The sequence below is a fragment of the Pseudomonas sp. MF06569 genome (genome assembly GCF_059862735.1).
On the sequence record NZ_JCBCUZ010000015.1, the window covers coordinates 71436 to 89080 of the forward strand.

Annotated in this window: 14 protein-coding genes; 5 read left to right on the forward strand and 9 right to left on the reverse strand. The window is 59.4% G+C overall.

All coding sequences use genetic code 11. The annotated features are described in order from the left end of the window. Positions 1–7 precede the first annotated feature (7 nt). The 6 genes from glgX to AC19YQ_RS15180 form a co-directional block, all read right to left on the reverse strand. Entirely contained in the window at positions 8–2161 is a 2154-nt protein-coding gene (glgX, locus tag AC19YQ_RS15155) for a glycogen debranching protein GlgX (RefSeq protein ID WP_133078234.1), read from the reverse strand. A gap of 147 nt (positions 2162–2308) precedes the next feature. Continuing rightward, positions 2309–2536 carry a DUF2934 domain-containing protein gene (locus AC19YQ_RS15160; RefSeq protein ID WP_133078235.1) on the reverse strand — a complete coding sequence of 76 codons (228 nt, stop codon included), beginning with the start codon at positions 2534–2536 and terminating at the stop codon, positions 2309–2311. A gap of 27 nt (positions 2537–2563) precedes the next feature. After that, positions 2564–4645 carry a 4-alpha-glucanotransferase gene (gene malQ / locus AC19YQ_RS15165; protein WP_500595434.1) on the reverse strand — a complete coding sequence of 694 codons (2082 nt, stop codon included), beginning with the start codon at positions 4643–4645 and terminating at the stop codon, positions 2564–2566. A 59-nt stretch (positions 4646–4704) separates the two neighbouring features. Beyond that, on the reverse strand, positions 4705–6276 hold the full coding sequence (gene glgA / locus AC19YQ_RS15170; RefSeq protein WP_133078237.1) for a glycogen synthase GlgA: 1572 nt from the start codon (positions 6274–6276) through the stop codon (positions 4705–4707). 529 nt (positions 6277–6805) lie between these two features. Then, positions 6806–7252 carry a DUF411 domain-containing protein gene (locus AC19YQ_RS15175; RefSeq protein WP_037032823.1) on the reverse strand — a complete coding sequence of 149 codons (447 nt, stop codon included), beginning with the start codon at positions 7250–7252 and terminating at the stop codon, positions 6806–6808. 104 nt (positions 7253–7356) lie between these two features. Continuing rightward, complete coding sequence (locus tag AC19YQ_RS15180) at positions 7357–7887, reverse strand: DUF4946 domain-containing protein (protein WP_133078238.1); 531 nt, start codon at positions 7885–7887, stop codon at positions 7357–7359. A gap of 228 nt (positions 7888–8115) precedes the next feature. On the opposite strand from AC19YQ_RS15180, the gene AC19YQ_RS15185 reads away from it, so the two are divergent. The 5 genes from AC19YQ_RS15185 (at position 8116) to rfaD (ending at position 14740) form a co-directional block, all read left to right on the forward strand. Beyond that, a complete protein-coding gene (locus AC19YQ_RS15185; protein ID WP_133078239.1) occupies positions 8116–9393 on the forward strand; it encodes a serine/threonine transporter in 1278 nt (425 codons plus the stop codon). A gap of 149 nt (positions 9394–9542) precedes the next feature. Beyond that, positions 9543–10067 carry a sigma-70 family RNA polymerase sigma factor gene (locus tag AC19YQ_RS15190; RefSeq protein WP_326398195.1) on the forward strand — a complete coding sequence of 175 codons (525 nt, stop codon included), beginning with the start codon at positions 9543–9545 and terminating at the stop codon, positions 10065–10067. Further along, the gene (locus AC19YQ_RS15195) at positions 10064–11047 is read left to right on the forward strand and encodes a FecR domain-containing protein (RefSeq protein WP_133078240.1); all 984 of its coding nucleotides are present in this window, start codon (positions 10064–10066) and stop codon (positions 11045–11047) included. Before AC19YQ_RS15190 ends, AC19YQ_RS15195 begins: the two co-directional genes overlap by 4 nt. Before the next feature lie 116 nt (positions 11048–11163). Continuing rightward, complete coding sequence (locus AC19YQ_RS15200) at positions 11164–13602, forward strand: TonB-dependent siderophore receptor (protein ID WP_133078241.1); 2439 nt, start codon at positions 11164–11166, stop codon at positions 13600–13602. A gap of 148 nt (positions 13603–13750) precedes the next feature. Then, positions 13751–14740, forward strand: a complete 990-nt coding sequence (rfaD, locus tag AC19YQ_RS15205; RefSeq protein WP_133078242.1) for an ADP-glyceromanno-heptose 6-epimerase — start codon at positions 13751–13753, stop codon at positions 14738–14740. Positions 14741–14846: 106 nt separating this feature from the next. Here the strand turns inward: rfaD and tal are convergent, their stop codons facing one another. The 3 genes from tal to ccoN all read right to left on the reverse strand — a co-directional run bounded on the left by tal (position 14847) and on the right by ccoN (position 17642). Further along, positions 14847–15770: a transaldolase gene (tal, locus tag AC19YQ_RS15210; protein WP_133078243.1), complete on the reverse strand. Its 924-nt coding sequence runs from the start codon at positions 15768–15770 to the stop codon at positions 14847–14849. Positions 15771–15925: 155 nt separating this feature from the next. Further along, entirely contained in the window at positions 15926–16156 is a 231-nt protein-coding gene (locus AC19YQ_RS15215) for a hypothetical protein (protein WP_133078244.1), read from the reverse strand. A gap of 58 nt (positions 16157–16214) precedes the next feature. Next, positions 16215–17642, reverse strand: coding sequence for a cytochrome-c oxidase, cbb3-type subunit I (ccoN, locus tag AC19YQ_RS15220; RefSeq protein WP_133078245.1), 1428 nt, complete (start codon positions 17640–17642; stop codon positions 16215–16217). Positions 17643–17645: the final 3 nt, after the last annotated feature.

A 17645-nucleotide genomic window follows, 5' to 3' on the forward strand; every position in this document is an offset into this window, starting at 1 on the left:
AATACATTCACGACACCTCGGTGTGTTGCAGCTCAAACATCACCAGCGATCGTCCCGTGACCTCGTAGGGCTTGTTGAATGGCAGATGCTGGGGGCCTTTGATGCTCGGGTCTGTGGTGTCGAGCTTGCACGACCAACTGATGCCGTGGGGCACTTTGGGCAAGTTGAAGTTGATCGAGTCGTGGTTAGCGTTGACGACGATCAGCAGTGACGCGTCATCCCCGGCCCGTTGAACCCCGGACACTTGCGCCCGGCCATCCAGCAGCATGCCCAGGCACCGGGCCTGACCGTCATGCCACTGCTCGATGGTCATCTCGTTGCCGTCGGGTGCCAGCCAGGTGACGTCTTTAACCCCGGGGGTTTCGCTGGAGTGCCCTTCCAGAAACAGGCCACGACGCAAGATGGGGTAGTGCAGGCGCAGCTTGATCAGGCGTTTGACAAACGCCAGCAGCGATTTGCCGGGCTTGTTCAGTTCCCAGTTGATCCAGCCGATTTCGCTGTCCTGACAGTAGGCGTTGTTGTTGCCGTGCTGGGTGCGGGCGAATTCGTCGCCGGCCACCAGCATCGGCGTGCCTTGGGCCAGGAGCAGGGTGGCCATGAAGTTGCGCATCTGGCGCTGGCGCAGCGCATTGATGTCGGGATCGTCGGTTGGGCCTTCGACTCCGTGGTTCCACGAAATGTTGTTGTTGCTGCCGTCCTGGTTGTTTTCCTCGTTGGCTTCGTTGTGCTTGTCGTTGTAGGACACCAGGTCGTGCAAGGTGAAGCCGTCATGGGCAGTGATGAAGTTGACCGAACTGTAGGGCCTGCGGCCACGGTGATTGAACAGATCGGCAGAGCCGGTCATGCGTCCGGCAAAGTCGGCCAACTGGCCTTCGTCGCCTTTCCAGAAGGCGCGCACGGTGTCGCGAAAGCGATCGTTCCACTCCGCCCAGCCGGGCGGGAAACCACCGACCTGATAGCCTCCGGGCCCGCAATCCCAGGGTTCGGCGATCATTTTGACCCGGCGCAACAGCGGGTCCTGGCGGCACGCCACCAAAAAGCTGTGCCGTTCGTTAAAACCGTCGTGATAACGCCCCAGAATGGTCGCCAGATCGAAGCGGAAACCATCGACGTGCATTTCCCGGGCCCAGTAGCGCAGCGAGTCGGTGACCATCTGCAAGACGCACGGGTGGCTCAGGTCCAGGGTGTTGCCGGTGCCGGAATCGTTGATGTAGAAACGTTTTTCTTCGGGCATCAGCCGATAGTACGAAGCGTTGTCGATGCCGCGCATGGACAGGGTCGGGCCCTGCTCGTTGCCTTCGGCGGTGTGGTTGTAGACCACGTCCAGAATCACTTCCAGCCCGGCCTTGTGCAGGCGTGCGACCATTTCCTTGAACTCGGCGATCTTGCCGCTGGCCAGGTAGCGCGGGTCCGGGGCGAAAAAGGCGATGCTGTTGTAGCCCCAATAATTGGTCATGCCTTTTTGCAGCAGGTGCTGGTCGTTGACGAACCCGTGGACCGGCAACAGCTCGATGCTGGTGACGCCCAGGCCGGTGATGTGCTCGACCACTTCATCCACCATCAACCCGGCAAAGGTGCCCCGCACCGTATCCGGTACGGCGGGGTGGCGCATGCTGATGCCGCGCACGTGGGCCTCGTAGAAAATGGTGCGGTCCCAGGGCACGTTGAGCCGATGGTCATGGCCCCAGGTGTGCGCCGGGTCGATGACCTTGCATTTGGGTACAAACGGCGCGCTGTCGCGCTCGTCAAAACTCAGGTCGGCGTCCGGGTGGCCGATGGTGTAGCCAAACAGGGCTTCGGACCATTTGAGCTCCCCCACAAGCTGCTTGGCGTAGGGATCGATCAGCAATTTATGGTGGTTGAAGCGGTGGCCGTTTTCCGGGTCGTACGGGCCGTACACGCGATAGCCGTAAACCTGGCCGGGGTGTGCGTCTGGCAAGTAACCGTGAAATGTCTCGTCGGTGTACTCGGGCAGTTCGATACGTTCCAGCTCGACTTCACCGGCGGCGTCGAACAGGCACAGTTCGACTTTGGTGGCGTTGGCTGAGAACAGGGCGAAGTTGACGCCCAACCCATCCCAGGTGGCACCCAGGGGGAAGGGCAGCCCTTCGCGGATGCGCAAGGGGTCGCCAGTGGGCGCGGCTGACGTGTGTTTACTCATGACCTGCTCCTGCGTATTAAGGACTTGAGGCGCGTGCGCGCGCTATCACCACTGATTGAAGGGCCTCATGTTGCGTAGCAGTTGCCGCAGCCTGCGCCAGCTGCTACGGGTTTATAGGCACCTCAACTCTCCTGCAGCGCAGTGTTCTCAAGATGAGGCAGGTTTGCGCGGTGCCCGTGGCTTCTTCTCGGCAGCAGGCTTTGGCGCTGCCTTGGCCTTGGCAGCCCGTGGTTGGGCTTTGGACGGAGCAAGGGCTTGTGCCTGGGCCAGTTTGTGAGCCATGTCCCAGTGGCGTGCCTCCTGGCCATCGGGGCGCCCTTCGGACTCCCAGATCTGGTAGGCAAACTCACGAATGTGTTTGTCGTCGTTACTCATGGCGAAGCTCCTTGACTCATGGGTGAATTATAGGTCTCTTTCGTGGGCTTGCTGGCGGGCGCAGGCCAGCAGTTCGAAGCGTTGCGTTGCATCAATCGCGTCCAGCAACGTGTTGCAATCACCCGGCATTCGGCGGCGCCAGTTGGGATGGCCGCTGACGGTGCCGGGCAAGTTGGCTTGCTCCTCAAGTCCCAGGGCATCCTCGATCGGCAGCAGCACCAGGGGAGCACGGGTGTGCCCCAGAAAACGGATGCTGGCGTCCAGCGTCGGGGCGTTGCCCTGGGCTTCTTCCTGAAAGTTCTGTGGGTCCTGGCGCAAGGCCCGGTCCAGGCCTTCGCACTCGCGCTGGCGTTCCTCGCGCCAGCGTTGCGCGGCCACCGGGTCGACTAGGTTCAGGCGTTCGTTCCAGTCGATATCGCGCCCGTGCAGCCAGCCGGTGAGCGTGGGCAGGTCGTGGGTGCTGGTGGTGGCCAGGGCGTCGTCGGGCCAGTCCAGGATCGGTTTGAAGCGCGCGCCGTAGTCCTGCTCGAACAGCAGCACGCGAATACCGAGGATGGCCCGTTCGCTGAGCTTTTCCCGCAGTCCGTCAGGCACGGTGCCCAGGTCTTCACCGAGTACGATGGCCTGGTGGCGCACCGATTCAAGGCAGACCAGACGCAGCAGATCGTCGATCGGGTAATACAGATAGGCCCCTTCGTCGGCCGAGGCCCCCAGGGGGATCACCCACAGGCGCTGCAAGCCCAGCACATGGTCGATGCGCAGCCCACCGGCATGGGCAAAGTTGGCGCGCAGCATCTCGATGAAGGCGCGAAAGCCATTGCGCTTGAGACCCTCGGGGGAAAACGCGGAAATCCCCCAGCCCTGGCCTGCACGGTTGAGAGCGTCCGGCGGTGCGCCTACGGTCAACTGGGCCAGCATTTCGTCCTGGCGACACCAGGCCTGGCTGCCTGCACCATCGGCGCCCACGGCCAGGTCGGCGATCAGGCCGATGGCCATGCCGCTGGCCCGCGCGGCCGTTTGTGCACGGCCCAGGCAGCGATCCATCAACCACTGACAAAACGCGTAGTAAGCGATGACATGCTGATGTTCTTCGGCGAACTGCAGTAACGCCGGGCTGTCGGGGTTGCGCCATTGCTCGGGCCAGTCACGCCAGTCCAGGCTGTGATGCTCGGTCACACACGACTCTTGCAAGGCTTCGAAGCGGCAGTGGTTTTCCAGGGCTTCGCCGCCCCGCTGGCGAAAACCCTTGAAGTCGTCATGGAGCGGGTGTTCGTTCTGCACAAAGTCGTTATAGAGCTGGCGCAGCAGTGTCTGCTTGGCCTGGGTCACGGCAGGCCAGTCGATCAGAGGCAGTTGTTCAAGCCGGTGGAGTTCGTCTTTAAGACCGGTAGCATCAATGGCCCTGTGCAGGGCTTCCTGTCCCAGGATGCTGGCGGGAGCGGCGTACAGGCTGTTGAGAAATAAACGGCTGGACGGTGAATAAGGGCTGTAGTGCTTGGGGGCGCTGCTGAACATGGCGTGCAACGGGCTGATCGCCAGTGCGTCGGCGCCGCGTTCACCGAGTGCCTGCAGCAGGGTTTCCAGTGCCTGGGTATCGCCAAACCCGCCATCGCCGTGGCGATGCAGCGAGTACAGCTGAACGCTCACCCCCCACGCGCGTGGAGCAGACTGGTGCAAGGCATCGGCAATGCTGAAGCACTTTGTCGGGGCCACGGCCAGGGTGAACTGCTGGTCGTCCAGCTGTACCCGGTGGTAGCCGATGGGAATCATGCCCGGCAGCACGGCGTCTGCATCCAGCTGGATCGGCAGCGCATCACCGCTTTCCAGGTGCACGATGCACTGGCTGTGGGGGTGGAAATAGCGTGACAAGTCCAGGGCCTTGCCGACGTCTGCGGTCAACAAGGGCGGCAGACGTTTGTTCTGTTGCTCCAGTTGCAGGTTCAGCAAGCTGGTTTCAATGGCCTCGGCGCTGTCGGCGGGTAATCCCAACCCCGCCAGAATGGCCTCCAGCACCTTGGGTGTGACCCTTTGCGGTTGGCCGTTGGCATCAATCCAGTCAACGGCCAGGCCGGCTCGGCCGGCGAGTACTTCGAGTTGCGCTTCGCTCATTGGCGGGCTCCCTTGGCGAGAAACGGTCGGGCGTCAGGCAGATCCGCAGGTTGCATCACTCACGGCTTCACGGAGCGAAGCAATGACTTGGCAACCAGTTGTTCATAAAGCTCTGCATAGGGTTCAACGGCCTTGCACCAGTTAAACGGTGCGGCCATTGCGCGGCAGCGCATGGCGTTGAAGAGTGCCGGGTAACTGAAGACTTTGAATGCCCGTTTCAGGGCTTGCTCGTAACTGGCTACGGTGGACTCATCGAACAGGAAGCCGGTGACGCCATTCTCGATGGTGTCGGCCAGGCCGCCCGTATTGCGAGCCACGGGCAGCGAGCCGAAGCGTTGTGCATACATCTGGCTCAACCCGCAGGGTTCGTAGCGCGAGGGCATCAACAGGAAATCGCTGCCCGCGAACATGCGCCGGGCATCGGTTTCATTGAAGCCAATGCGCACCCCGATCTGCCCCGGAAAACGCAGGGCCAGTTCGCGCATGGTCTGTTCTTCTTCGGGCTCGCCGCGCCCGATGATGCAAATCTGACCACCGTTGGCCACGATAAAAGCCGCCACGGCTTCTGTCAGGTCCAGACCTTTTTGGTACACCAGACGCGAAACCACGGCGAACAGGGGGCCCTTGGACGGTTTCAGGCCGAACAGGGTGCGCACATGGGCGGTGTTCAAGGCCCTTGCATCCCAGTCACCGATGCCGAACGGGGCAACCAGATGGGGGTCGGTCGTGGCTTCCCAGCTTTCATCGATGCCATTGGGGATGCCGCTCAGCAGTCCTTGCTGGGTCTTGCTGGCCAGAAAGCCATCCAGCCCGCACCCAAAGGCCGGGGTCGTGATTTCTGCGGCGTAGGTGGCGCTGACGGTGGTGATATGGCTGGCGTAGGCCATGCCCGCTTTCAGGAACGACAACTTGCCATAAAATTCCATGCCGTCCTGCTGCAGGGCATGGTGCGGAATACCCAGCTCCGGGCAGCAGGCGCGGCTGAATACGCCCTGGTAGGCCAGGTTGTGGATGGTGAACAGTGTCGGGGTACGCTGGCCGCGCCAATGCATATAGGCCGGCGCCAGGCCGGCGGGCCAGTCGTGGGCGTGTACCAGATCGGGTTGCCAGTGAATCTGCGCCAGATTGGCCGCAATATCGGCCGCTGCCAGCCCCAGGCGGGCGAAGCGAATATGGTTGTCAGGCCAGTCGCGGCCGTTATTGGCGCCGTAGGGGCTGCCTTCGCGCTCATACAGTTCGGGGCAAATCAGCACGTAGATGACCAGCCCGTCCTTCAAGTCCATGCGGCCGATCTTGCAGGGGGGCAGGGCAGCATGGCCGCCGAGTTCGCCGATGATATGAATGGGGTTGTCGCTGTTGAGTACTTGCGGGTAGCCCGGGATCAAGACACGCACATCATGCAAGTGACGCATGGCCCGCGGAAGAGCGGCCGACACATCCCCCAGACCGCCGGTTTTAACCAGGTCGGCCAGTTCGGACGTGACAAACAGCACTTTCTTTTTGTTGGGATTGGCACTTGCCTGCGGCAGTTCGGGCCTTCCCGCAGGGGCCAGGTCTGGCAGGGACAACAGCTCAGTCACCACTTGCGGGGTCAGACGTTCTTCTTGATGTGGCGCAGCCGCACTGATCATGAATTTCTCCCGTTATATTTATTGATCCACTTACGGCCACCCGGCCGGTACTTCCCCACTTGCGATTGGCCATGTCATCCATGGCGTAAATGCTCAAAAGATGAATAAGGCACTGCAAGGAATGCACCAATAATGGCAACCCCAGCCTTAGGTAGACCTACCACGGGCGAAGAAAATTCGATTGTCTGATTACGGCAATTAGACGCCGTAGACACGACAGCGTTGAGTGTAGGAGAGATACTTCAAGGTGTTAGGTGTATGAGGTGTTTTTTTGTAGGACAAAGATAATTATCGCGTAGGAAAAATATCTATCACGGGATGTGTGTCACTGTTATTTCAGTGCCGGGTGATGCGTCGCATCTTTGTGGTCGCTGCCGAGGAATGAAGGCTGCGAGCTCTTGATCGTGCGAACGGGACAATAAAGCTCGCAGCCTTCGTTCCTCGGCAGCGACTACAGGTCAGTTAATGCTCCAGAGGATTTCAAAAGCAATACGGGGCGCACCATTGCGGTGCGCTGCGTGCTGAAATCTCAGTTGCCGGGATACTCGGCCACCACCTGATCACTGCCATCGTTGCGCAGGCCGATAACCTGATACGCGTCCTTGCGGTCACCCATTTCCATTCCCGGCGAACCCATAGGCATGCCCGGTACCGCAATCCCCTTGAGGTCATTGCGCTTGGTCAATGCCACCACTTGCTCGGCCGGGACATGGCCTTCAACGAATTTGCCGTTGATCACGCCGGTATGGCACGAAGCCAGGCGCGGCTGGACACCGAGGCGCTGCTTGACACTGCTCATGTCGGCTTCGACATGGTCATTGACCTTGAAACCATTGGTTTCAAGGTGGGAGATCCAGGCTTTGCAGCAGCCGCAGTTGGCATCGCGGTGCACATCAATGGTCAGTTGTTCGGCGGCCTGAGCCAGCGAGGACAACAGCAGGGCCGAGAGTGCGACAAGGCGCAATGGGGTTTTCATCGAGTTCCTCAATACGTAAAAAATGTGAGCCTGATCATTAACGACTGTCAGGTAACTGATGACCAGATGACAATTTTGTCAGGTTGGAGCTGCCTTGCTGCTTTTCAAGGCGTCAGTCGCAAGCTTGCACGGATGCCCTGGACCTCGGGTTCGTTGGCTTTGTAGCCGTCTGCCGGACCTGCGTAGGAAAGGGCGTAGGCGCTGTTGCCCTGAGTGGCGGCCACCAGGGTCTGGGTGATGACGTGGTTGCCGTTCTGGGTGATTTTGCAGGTGGTTTGCAAGGCGTCCAGGCCCCCCAGGGTGCTGCTGTTGATTTTGCTGCAAGCGCTCTGATAACCGCCTTTGGCGAAGTTTTGCTGCAGGGTTTTGCGCATCTGCAGCAAAACGGCCTCCATATTCACCTTGTGTTCAGGCACCAGGGTCGACTGGGTCAGCTCCATGACCATCTGCGGATCGCCATTGGCATCGTTCTTCACGGCCCGCTGGCGCACGCTGCTGTCGTCGGGCTCAGGGGGGATGGTCTGAATCTCCCAGCCTGCTGGCCAGGTAATTGTCAGTCCGTCGGCATGGGCCAGGGGGAGCCCGACAAGCAGGCATAAACCGATAAAAACGGGGAAACGGCGGGCAACGTGCATAGGTCTCGGGCCTTTTGGGCAGGATTTTGGCAGTAATAGTGTATCAATAGGTGTCGAAGTCTTGCTTTGCAGCCTGACATCATTTTCGACCATTGCTCAGCTAAACCTTTGCTTCTTATGTCTAATCCCGGACAATCGCGCCCCTCTTATGGCCGGGGCGATGTCAGCAAGGTGTTTCTTGTCCGCTCCGGCTGCGTGGTAACGACCGGCTAGCGGAGATTCGACCGGATGAATGACCAGGCTAACAGCGTCGACGAACGCTTCGACGAGACCCCGGCGACCTTAAGTCGCTGGAACCGTCATGACACCACCTGGATGCTGGGCCTGTTCGGCACAGCGATTGGCGCAGGTACCTTGTTCTTGCCCATCAACGCAGGGCTTGGCGGCTTTTGGCCGTTATTGATCCTGGCGCTGTTGGCGTTCCCGATGACCTTTTACGCACACCGTGGCTTGACCCGCTTCGTGCTCTCCGGGCGCGAAGGCTCAGATATCACGGATGTGGTGGAAGAGCATTTTGGCCTTAGCGCCGGTTCCCTGATCACGCTGCTGTACTTCCTGGCGATTTTCCCGATTCTGCTGATCTACAGCGTAGCGCTGACCAACACGGTTGGCAGCTTTATGCTCAATCAAATGCACATCACGCCACCGCCACGGGCAATCCTGGCGTTGGTACTGATTCTGGGCTTGCTGATTGTTGTGCGCTGCGGCGAACAAGTGATCGTCAAGGCCATGAGCATGATGGTCTACCCGTTCATTGTGGCCTTGCTGTTTTTGGCGGTGTTTCTGATTCCGCACTGGAATGGCGGCATTCTGAGTACCGCGACCACGCTGCCTGAACCTACTGCATTGCTGCACACCTTGTGGCTGGCGATTCCGGTGATGGTGTTCTCCTTTAACCATTCGCCCATCATCTCGGCCTTCGCCGTGGATCAGAAGCGCCGCTATGGTGCCAACGCCGATGAGCGCAGCTCGCAGATCCTGTCCCGCGCCCACCTGCTGATGGTGGTGATGGTGCTGTTCTTCGTGTTCAGCTGTGTGCTCACGCTCTCGCCTGAGCAACTGCTTGAGGCCAAGACGCAGAACCTGTCGATCCTGTCCTACCTGGCCAACCACTTCAGCAACCCGACCATCGCTTTTGCTGCGCCGCTGATTGCGTTTGTGGCCATTGCCAAGTCGTTCCTGGGCCACTACATCGGCGCCAGTGAAGGCCTTAAAGGCCTGGTACTGAAAACCGGCAAGCGCCCTGCAGCGAAAAACCTCGACCGCATGACTGCAGCGTTCATGCTGGTGGTGTGCTGGGCGGTGGCCACGCTTAACCCGAGCATCCTGGGCATGATCGAAACCATGGGCGGGCCGGTCATTGCAGCCATCCTGTTCCTGATGCCGATGTACGCGATTCGTCGGGTCCCGGCCATGCGCCAGTATTCGGGCCAGATCTCCAACGTGTTCGTCACGGTTGTGGGCCTGATCGCGATCTCGTCGCTGGTGTACTCCCTGATCCCTTGAGCCTTGTCCCTGTCGCCGCCGTTCTGTGCGGCGACACTGCGTGATTGACCCTCGCAAGCCGCCCAAGGCTTGAGTCTGGCCAGTACTGCGAATATGATTGCGACCCATTCCTATTCGCAGTGTGCTGACAGCACGTCCCGAGGGTTCCCGTGTCGCCATCCCCGTCGAACCCACCGTTGCTGCATGCACACGTGCATAACCTGTATAGCGATCACCACGGCTGGCTGGTGAACTGGCTGCGGCGGCGTTTGCGTGATACCGACAATGCTGCCGACATGGCGCAGGACACCTTCCTTTATGTATTGGGCAAACCGGAGCAGGTTGCGCAGTTGCGTGAGCCGCGTGCCTGGCTGAGCACGATCGCCAAGGGTTTGTTGATAGACCGCTTTCGTCGCCAGAAGGTCGAGCAGGCGTATCTGCTTGCGATTGCCCATTTGCCCGAGCAGGAAATGCCTGCCCCTGAAGAACGGTTGATCCTCCTTGAAACCCTGACCCGAATCGACGCGTTGCTCGACGGCCTGAAGCCCGCGGTGCGAACCGCCTTTTTGCTTTCGCGCCTCGAGGGGCTTGGCTATCAGGCGATTGCCGAGCGCCTTGGGGTTAGCGTCAGTTCGGTGGAAAAGTACATGGCTACGGCCATCCGTCATTGTTTTCTCGCCCGTAGCGCCCTGTGAGCGGGGGGCCCTCGACGGTCGAATTTGCACCCCATGTGCTTGACCAGGCCATTGACTGGCTGGTGAAAACCCAGTCCGGTGCGGCTCAACCCCATGTGTTTGCTGCGTGCAAGCAGTGGCGCGCCGCCGATGCCAGTCATGAAGCGGCCTGGCAAGCCCTGCAACTGACCGAGACGACCTTGCGTCAGGCCTCGTTGCTGCCCGGTCGCGTTGCACTGGACACCCTGGCCGGCAGTGGCCGTATTCGCTCGCGCCGCCAGGCACTCAAGATACTGGGCTTGGGCATGCTGGGCGCCGGGGCGGGCGCATTGGCGATCCAGCAGCAACCGTGGCGTCATTTTGGTGCCGACTACGGGACCGGGGTGGGTGAGCGGCGGTTGTACAACCTGGTCGACGGTACGGGTTTGCAGCTCAATACCGACAGTTCTGCTGATGTGCTGTTCACTGCGCAGCAGCGACTGATTGTTTTGCGCGCTGGCGAAATTTTTATCCGCACTGGCCAAGACCCAGTATCCGTCAGCGGCCGCCGACCGTTTTGGGTTCACACCCGTGAGGCTCGGTTGCAAGCCATCGGCACAGCCTTCGATGTACGCCAGGAGTCCGGGCGTACCCGGTTGATGGTCGAGGAGGGGGTGGTGGCGATTCATCTGCCGGACTCCCTGCCAGTTCGGGTGCAGGCGGGCCATGAGTACCTGATTGACGCTCATTCGGCGCAGCCCCAAACCGCTTCAGCGTTCTCTGCCAGTGGCTGGGCCAGTGGCGTGCTGGTAGCCAGGCAGATGCGTTTGCAGGACCTGACGCAAGAGCTGGCACGCTATCGCCATGGCTGGTTGCAGTGCGATCCGGCGGTCAGTGACTTGCGGGTATCGGGGGTGTTTCAGCTCGATGGTATCGAGCATGCGCTGGAAGGCCTGAGCCAGTCGCTGCCGGTTCGAATCGAGCACAGAACACGGTTCTGGACACGGATTGTGGCGGTTTAAGGTTCAGCAGACGCTTGAATCTACAAATACGAATAATTATCAAATTTCTTTGCGGGTTTACACGAGTCCTTCGACAGATAGGCATAAGACTTATTTATTGCAGGAGCCCCGCGCCAATGTCCCGTGTTTATCGCAATTCTTCATTGCCTTCCCGCAGCCGCCTGGCCATCGCTTTGCAGATCGTTTTACTGGGCGCCGTCGCACAACCGTTATCGCTGGTCAGCGCCGCCTCCATCAGCGTTCAGCACAGTTTCGACGTGCCAGCCAGCGATCTGGAGTTGGCGTTAAACCGTTTCGCCCAGCAGGCCAATATTTCCCTGCCCTATGACCCGACCCTGGTTAAAAGCAAGCAGGCGCCAGCACTCAAGGGGCGTTATGAGGTGGCTCAGGGCCTGATGCAATTGCTCAAGGGCAGTGGTCTGACGGCCACCGAAGGTGCCAATGGGGTCTGGGTACTCTATCCGTTGACCTCCGACGGAGCGCAATTGCAACTGCAAGCCACCAGCGTCACGGGGCTCGGGCTGGGCAGCACCACTGAGGACAGCCATTCCTACACCACGGGTGAGACCCGTACGGCGACTAAATTGCCACTTTCGCTGCGCGAAACACCGCAATCGGTCACGGTAATGACCCGTCAGCAGATGACCGATCAAGGCTTGGGCAGTATCGCTCAGGTACTGGCGCAAACCCCTGGCATCACGGTGATGCATGACGACAGCGAGCGGTACAACTTCTACTCCCGCGGGTTCACCCTGGACAACTTTCAGTACGACGGCGTGCCGACCTCGGACTTCACCACCAATACCAACGGCCTGGGCATGCGGGACATGGCCATTTACGACCGTGTAGAGGTGGTACGCGGCGCCACCGGCCTGATGAGCGGGGTGGGCAGCCCGTCAGGCGCGGTGAACCTGGTGCGCAAGCGTCCTACCAAGGAGTTTCAGGGTTATGTCTCAGGCAGCGGCGGGTCATGGGATCGCTATCGCAGCGAACTGGATCTGTCCGGGCCGCTCACTGAAAACGGTGCGCTGCGTGGCCGCGTGGTTGCAGCACGCGAAGATGGCCGCTCTTTCATCGATCGCTATTCCTCTATCAAGGACGTGTTCTATGCCATCGGTGAAGCAGATGTGAGCGACGACACTACCGCTTATGCCGGTATCGACTATCAGCGGATTAACTCCAACGGCTCAAGTTTTGGTCAGTTGCCGCTGTATTACAGCGATGGCAGCCGAACCCACTTCAGCCGCTCGATGAACCCTGCAGCCAAGTGGGCATATGCCGACAGCGAAAGCACCAAATACTTCGCGGGCATTGAGCAGCGTTTTGACAACGACTGGTTACTCAAAGTCGAGGCCAGCCACTGGAAGGGCAATACCGAGCAGTTGCAGGGGAATCTGGTGGGGTGGGGACCTTTCCCGGATAAAGCCACGGGAGAAGCTCAATTCATGAGCGGTACCAAAACCTTCAAGATCAATACCGATACCCTGGACGCCTATGCGACCGGGCCATTCGAGCTTTTGGGCCGGACCCATGAGCTGGTGGTGGGGATGAATGTCAGCGATGGTCGTACGGACTATCTGGCAATGAATGCCGAGGATTTGACCGTCAACTATGAAAACTGGAACAACGACGCGCCTCGTCCCACGGACTTGAGCCGGGGCTTGAAGCAGAAGTACAAGACCAAAGAGTCAGCGGCCTACGCGGCGTTGCGTCTCAAGCCGATAGATGATCTGTCCGTGATCCTGGGCACCCGAGTGGTGAATTACGATCGCAAGGGAACAATGACCTACAACGCAGCGCAAACCACCCCGGATACGGATAACAGTAAAAAAACCGGGAAAATGATTCCTTATGCAGGGATCGTCTATGACGTGACGGAAAATCACTCGGTCTATGCCAGCTATACCGACATCTTCACTCCCCAAAGCTACTTCGACCGCGACAACAAAGTGCTCGCTCCCGTAACCGGGCAAAGCTACGAAACTGGCCTTAAGTCGGAGTACTTCGGCGGTGCCCTGAACACCAGTTTTGCCCTGTTTCTGATCAAGCAGGACAACTACGCCGAATACGACGGTATGCGCGCCGATGGCCAGGATGCCTACAAGGCAGTCAGTGGCATCAAGACCAAAGGCTTTGAGGCTGAAATTTCCGGCGAAGTCATGAGCGGCTGGCAATTGCTTGCGGGTTATACCTACGCCCAGCCACGGGACAAGGACGGCAAGCGGATCAACAGCAACCACCCCGAGCAGTTGTTCAAACTGGCCACCAACTACCAGCTGACAGGGGATCTCAAAGACCTGAACGTGGGCGGCAACCTGACGTGGCAAGGCTCGACCTACAGCGAGCTCGATTCATCGATCAAAGCCGAGACCAAGGAAGGCAGCTTCGCGGTGGTCGGCTTGATGGCCCGCTATGACATCAATAAAAACCTGAGTGCCTCGGTCAATCTCAACAACGTGTTCGACCGCGAATACCTCAGCGGATATGGCCTGTATTCGACCTATTACTATGGCGACCCGCGCAACCTGATGCTGGGGATGAAGTACCGCTTCTGAAGCCATGCTTCATGTTGTGCCTGCCCTGCGTCGACTATGGTTAAAAACCACGAAAACCCGGGCCGGCATGACGTTTGACCTGCATCAATGCGGGTGCGCCGCACAGGCTTAGTCTGGGGTCAATCCATGTTCCAGGAGGTTGCCATAGATGAGCATCATCGTGACCGGGGCTGCCGGGTTTATCGGCAGCAATCTGGTAAAGGCGCTTAATCGGCGCGGCGAGCGCGACATCATCGCCGTGGACGATCTGACCGATGGCGACAAGTGCCGCAACCTGGCGGATTGCGATATCGCCGATTACTTCGACAGGCGCGAGTTCGTGCAACGCTTCGTCACCCATCAGTTGGGTGAAGTGCGGGCCGTGCTGCATCAAGGGGCCTGCTCCAGCACGGTCGAAAGTGATGGCCGGTTGATGATGGACAACAATTATCGTTACAGCTGCGATGTGTTGCAGGCCTGTCAGGAGCAGTCGGTGCCTCTGCTGTATGCCTCTTCGGCGGCGGTCTACGGGGCCGGCAGGGATTTTCGCGAAGCCCGTGAGCATGAGCGGCCCTTGAATGTGTATGCCTACTCCAAATGCCTGTTCGACCAGCGCGTGCGCCAGATATTGCCCAAGTCGCGCAGCCAGATCGTCGGTTTGCGTTACTTCAATGTCTACGGCCCCCGTGAGCAGCATAAGGGGCCCATGGCTTCGATGGTCTGGCACTGTTTCAACCAGTACCGCGATCGTGGCCATGTCGAGTTGTTTGGCGAGTATGGCGGCTACCCGGCGGGCGGGCATGAGCGGGATTTTGTGTCGGTGGAGGATGTGGTCAAGGTCAACCTGCACTGGCTGGATCACCCGCAAACCAGCGGTATATTCAACCTGGGCACCGGGCGGGCCCGTTCATTCAATGATCTGGCGCTGGCAACGATCAACAGCGTGCGCTGTGCCGAGGATCGACCGCCTTTGACCCTTGAAACGGCCATTCTGGACGGCGTTTTGCGCTACTGCGAATTTCCGCAGGGGCTCAAGCACAAGTATCAGGTGTATACCTGCGCCGATTTGGGGCAGTTGCGCGAGGCGGGCTATCGCGAGCCGATGATGGGACTGGAGGAAGGGGTGGAGCGGTATTGCGCGCAGCTGCTGGCCCGTTGAAGCCTGAGTACGGGTTGCGGGAGCGGGCTTGCTCGCGATGGGCGCACCCCGGTTTAACGGATAAACCGGGTTGTCTGAGTCGTGAACAAGCCCGCACCTGCAGGTATCACTTGTGGCTGAGCAGTGCTTCCAGTTTTTCCTGGTCACGGGCGAACTGACGAATGCCTTCGGCCAGTTTCTCGGTGGCCATTGCATCTTCGTTGGAGGCCCAGCGGAATTGCGACTCGTCCAGCACCAAGCGGGGTTCGCCTGCGTGGCCAGGGGCCAGTTTGCGTTCCAGCTTGCCTTCGTCCAGAGCCAGTTTTTCCAGCAGGTCGGGGCTGATGGTCAGACGGTCGCAGCCGGCCAGTTGCTCGATCTGGTTGAGGTTGCGGAAGCTGGCGCCCATGACCACGGTGTTGTAGGCATTGGCTTTGTAGTAGTTGTAGATGCGGGTTACGGACTGCACGCCCGGGTCATCGGAGCCGGTGTAGTCAACGCCGGTGGACTTCTTGTACCAGTCGTAAATTCGACCCACAAACGGCGAGATCAAAAACACCCCGGCATCGGCACAGGCAGCCGCCTGGGCGAACGAGAACAACAGGGTCAGGTTGGTTTGAATGCCGTCCTTTTCCAGTTTCTCTGCAGCGCGGATGCCTTCCCAGGTCGAGGCCAGCTTGATCAGCACGCGGTCGCGGCCTACACCGGCCTTGTCGTAAAGCTCGATCAACTGGTTGGCTTTTCTCAGCAGGGCGGGTTCGTCAAACGACAGGCGGGCGTCGACTTCAGTCGAAATACGGCCTGGAATCACGTTCAAGATACCGCTACCTACCGATACCGCGAAATGATCGCAGGCCAGGCCCACATCGCCTTTGGCGTGGCTGATGGCATTTTTCAGCAGCTCGGCATAGCCGGGCATCGCTGCAGCCTTGAGCAGCAGCGACGGGTTGGTGGTTGCGTCCACAGGTTTGAGACGGGTAATTGCGTCGAGGTCGCCGGTGTCTGCGACCACGGTGGTGAACTGCTTGAGTTGTTCCAGCTTGGAAGTCATGAGCGTCTCTGTCGAAAAGGTAGTAATGGCAGTACAGATTGATTGCGTCTTCGATCATTAGTTCGTTGAACGTAGAGTGGCAGAATGCCGCTGAACACGCCCGCAGTGCAACCAATGGTGCAGATTTAATCTGTCGCAGTGCCATTACCCCAACGTCAAATCTCCATCTTGCCCCACCCTGGCTTGCGCGGCTCTGGCTCGCAGATCTGCACCGCATTGACGGTTTTGCCGGTGGCGAGTTCAACCCTGCGTGCCACCTCCGGGTCGTCGGCAAACGGGATCAGGCTGGCTTCGTCGATGTCTTTCTCGGTTTTGTGCTTCAAACACCAGCTGACGGCGCAGTAAATGCTGATCACTGCGCAGCTGTTGAGGGCTATTTCGAGCATGTGCAACGCTCCTTGCTGGAGGGCAAGCGCAAGCCTTGTGGCCTGCGCTGCAACGGGATCAGGCAATCCGGGCGGTCAGTTCGGCCTGTTTGAGGTTGGCCACACGCACCGTGCGCCATACGTTCCAGGCCATCAGCAACATGCCGCACAGGAAGAACAGCCCGCCCACCAGGCGTACGACAAAGCCCGGGTGGCTGGCCTGTAATGACTCGACAAACGAGTAGGTCAGGGTGCCGTCATCGTTGATCGCCCGCCACATCAGGCCCTGGGTAATGCCGTTGACCCACATCGACGCGATGTAGAGCACCGTGCCGATGGTGGCCAGCCAGAAGTGCAGGTTGATCAGCGCGATACTGTGCATCTGCTCACGGCCGAAGATTTTCGGGATCATGTGATACAGCGCCCCGAAGGTAATCATCGCCACCCAGCCCAAAGCCCCGGCGTGTACGTGGCCGATGGTCCAGTCGGTGTAGTGGGAGAGGGCGTTGACGGTCTTGATCGCCATCATCGGGCCTTCAAAGGTCGACATGCCGTAGAACGCCAGAGACAGTACCAGAAAGCGCAGGATCGGGTCGGTACGCAACTTATGCCAGGCCCCCGAGAGGGTCATCATGCCGTTGATCATGCCGCCCCAGCTGGGTGCCAGGAGGATGATCGACATCGCCATGCCCAGTGATTGCGCCCAGTCCGGCAAGGCGGTGTAGTGCAAGTGATGAGGGCCTGCCCATATATAAAGCGTGATCAGTGCCCAGAAATGCACGATGGACAGGCGATAAGAGTAAATCGGCTTGCCGACTTGCTTGGGTACGAAGTAGTACATCATTCCGAGAAAACCGGTGGTCAGGAAGAAACCTACGGCGTTGTGCCCATACCACCACTGCACCATGGCATCGGTGGCGCCGGAGTACACCGGATACGACTTGAACCAGTCCACTGGAATGGCCAGGTGGTTGACCACATGGAGCATGGCAATCACCAGAATGAAGGCGCCGAAAAACCAGTTGCCGACGTAAATATGTTTCGTTTTTCGTTGTACCACTGTGGTGAAGAAGACGATGGCGTAGGCCACCCAGACCACGGTCATCCAGACGGCACCGGTGAACTCGATTTCGGCGTATTCCTTGGTCGTGGTGTAGCCCAGGGGCAGTGTGATCAGCATGATCACGATCACTGACTGCCAGCCCCAGAAAGTGAAGGCAGCGAGCTTGTCGGAGAACAGCCGCACGTTGCAGGTGCGCTGCACGGCGTAATAGCTGGCGGCAAATTGCGCGCTGCCGGCAAACCCGAAAATCACCAGGCTGGTGTGCAGCGGCCGCAGTCGCCCGAAGGTGGTCCAGGGCAGGTCCAGGTTCATTTGCGGCCAGGCCAGTTGCGAGGCGATCCACACGCCCATGGCCATGCCGATAACACCCCACACCACGGTCATGATGGCGAATTGGCGGACGACCTTATAGTTATAGGCCTGCCCGTTCAGTGCTGTGCTCATGCT